The organism is Bartonella chomelii (genome assembly GCF_014138465.1).
In the GTDB taxonomy this organism is placed as follows: domain Bacteria; phylum Pseudomonadota; class Alphaproteobacteria; order Rhizobiales; family Rhizobiaceae; genus Bartonella; species Bartonella schoenbuchensis.
Genome location: NZ_JACJIR010000022.1, coordinates 1 through 2,394 on the forward strand (window position 1 = coordinate 1; position 2,394 = coordinate 2,394).

The 2,394-nt window shown below is 36.2% G+C and carries 1 pseudogene; it reads left to right on the forward strand.

The window, feature by feature from the left end:
• Positions 1-77: 77 nt before the first annotated feature.
• Positions 78-2,394, forward strand: a pseudogene (locus GGR10_RS06700) (autotransporter outer membrane beta-barrel domain-containing protein); the annotation flags it as partial.

Genomic DNA, 2,394 nt, shown 5'->3' on the forward strand with positions numbered 1-2,394 from the left:
AAAAAGGATCGATAGAGTTTACAGACAAGCACGGTGTTTTGCTCACGCAGGGCACTGCTGTGTTAAATAATGTGTCTATGAAGTATACAGGGGATAATTACAGTGGTACTTTCCTAAAGGTTGAGGCAGACAGGGTTGTAGACAAAAAGGGTAAAAGGGTTTTAAATACTGCATATATTGAGGCAATAGGTCTTAAAATGGACGGGCAGGCTAAAGCAAGGGGTGTTTATGTCACTAATGGCGGGCGTGTGATGTTAAAAAGTACTATCTTTTCCAATGTCTTAAATGGGGTGGAGGTGGTTAATGGCCAATTCCGGATGGAGGATGGGAAAATTAACTTTTATGGGGATCATGCTGTCAGTCTTGTAACGGGAAATGTTTTGTTAAAGGGTGTTATTATAGAATATAGGGATGATAACAGGGGTATTAGAAATGTTGATACTACCGTCCCCGTCAGCTCAAATGCTGTCGATGTTGAAGAAGAAGTCGTTATTACAAAACATAAGAGTAATAACAGTAGAAATGTTGATACTCCAGACATCATTAAGGTTGAAGGAAAAGGAGCTAATCTTGCTGCAATAAAAGTGGTGATAAGTGGTGATAGATGGGGAAGGGGAAGGGGGATACATATCACAAAAGGAGGACATGTTACCCTAAATCACTCACACTTGACAAAAATTCAAAATGCAATGACTGTAGAAGAAGGGTCAGTTTGGATGGGGAATGGATCCATTAATTTTGAAGGAGAGTATGGTATTAAACTCGACAAGGGGCAGATTTCATTAAAAAATGTACAAATGAATTACAAAGGCAATGGTAAGGTAGACTTTATCAAAGTTAAAGGCAGGGAATCTGTAGTTAAAACATTAGAAACAGTAATTAATGGAAATGATAAAGGAAAAGGGGCGTATGTAACTAATGGCGGGCATGTAGGACTGATCAATTCAAGATTGAATAAACTTGATACAGGAATAACTGCTGAAAATGCTGAAATAACTATGAGTGGCACCTCAATAAGCTTTAAAGGAGAACATGGTGTAAGCTTAAGTGTCGGAAAAGCTATTTTAAATAAAGTAAGTATAACGCATACAGGTGATAATGATGCAGACTTCCTTAAAGCCCAAGGAAAAGGAGCTAATCTTGCTGCAAACAAAGTTACAATTAAAGGATCAAAAAACAAAGGACAAGGGATACATGTTACAAAGGGAGCAAAAATAACACTTCTCCAATCCGAATTAACAGGTATTGCTAAAGGAATTCATATTGATAGTGGAATGGTGAATGTTAGAAGGTCAACTATTACAGTAGAGGGTGATCAATCTTTTGGTATAAGCCTTTGGGGGTCTCAAAAATCAACTGAAACACACCTTGGAAGATCTGAATCACGTAATTTAACAACAGATTATCGTATGCCCAAAATATCAGAAGTAGGAGTTGTCAATTTAACACTAACAACCCTAAAAGTTCCAAACAGCACCGTTATTCACGGAAAAACAGCTAAAGGCTTTATTACCTTAAAAGATTCAAATATTTCCGGTGATTTGTTATTAGAAGCTAAAAATGGATCTTCTGTAATGCTTGCAACTAATAATTCCTCATTAACTGGTGGTTCGCACGTTGATGATGAATCTAGTGCTCTATTTTATTTAACTAATAGATCTAAGTGGTTTTTAACAAACAAGAAAAATCAAAATTTAAGAAAATTATCTTCATCAATTTCAGGTGTAATGCTTAAAGATAGTGCAATTATCTTTGAAAAGCCAACTTCAGACGATTATCAAACGCTACACATTGGAAAAGGGTATCATAGTGTTTATCTCGCTCAGGGTGATGTGCAACTTCATCTCAATATTCAAATAAGTCAAGATGGTTCACTTTATGATAATAAAACCGACCGCGTTTTAATCTATGGTGCTGTTGCTGGAACTACTAAAATTCATATGAATACATTAAGTAATGAAGAGGAGGTTGTAAATTCAAAAACAAATAGAAATAATAACAATCAAAGCGTATCAATAGTACAAGTTTCTGGATCAGCAAAAAAAGACTCTTTCCAATTAAATTATGGTTATGTTACATTAAATAATTCTCCTTACCAATATCATCTCGTTGCTTATGGTCCTGATTCTGAATTTGGGAAAGCGGATCCTCAAAAAAGATTAGTGAAAGGGGATGGAGACTTTTGGGATTTCCGTCTTGAAGGTAAATATATCCCATTTGACCCTCGTCATCCAAGTATAGTGCCAATTAAACCAGCAATTGTTCCACAAGCGCCGACTTATCTGCTCTTGCCTAATACTTTGTTCTATACTGGGTTGATGGATATCAACAATCAAACTGAGCTGTTAGGAACAATGGTGACATCGTTTGATCCATTTTTAAATGGAAAGCCGG